Below are 280 nucleotides of genomic sequence, written 5' to 3' on the forward strand. Positions count from 1 at the left end.
GAGAAGTACCTGGAGTACTTCGAGCTGAACGTGATCGAAGAACTGGTGTGGGAGCACGGCGGCAAGTACGGCGAGATGTTCGATGTGATCGTGGCCCCGCTGCGCTCCTACCTGCTGACGCTGCCGGGTTACCAGAAGGCGAAGTTCAAGAAGCAGGAAACCAAGACCCTGGAGCAGCACGGCTACATCGTCATGCAGCTCGGGCGGATCTTCAACGACCTGACCTTCAACTACGGCCATATCTTCAAGACACGCGTCGGTGACGTGGACTTCTACGATG

1 protein-coding gene is annotated in these 280 nt (G+C 57.1%); it reads left to right on the forward strand.

Translation table 11 applies throughout. The annotated features are described in order from the left end of the window. Positions 1-280 (forward strand): hypothetical protein (locus tag AC6UDF_RS07180; protein WP_500724183.1); only part of this gene is annotated, 280 nt, incomplete at both ends.

It is taken from the genome of Fructilactobacillus sp. X2R6C1 (assembly GCF_059901295.1).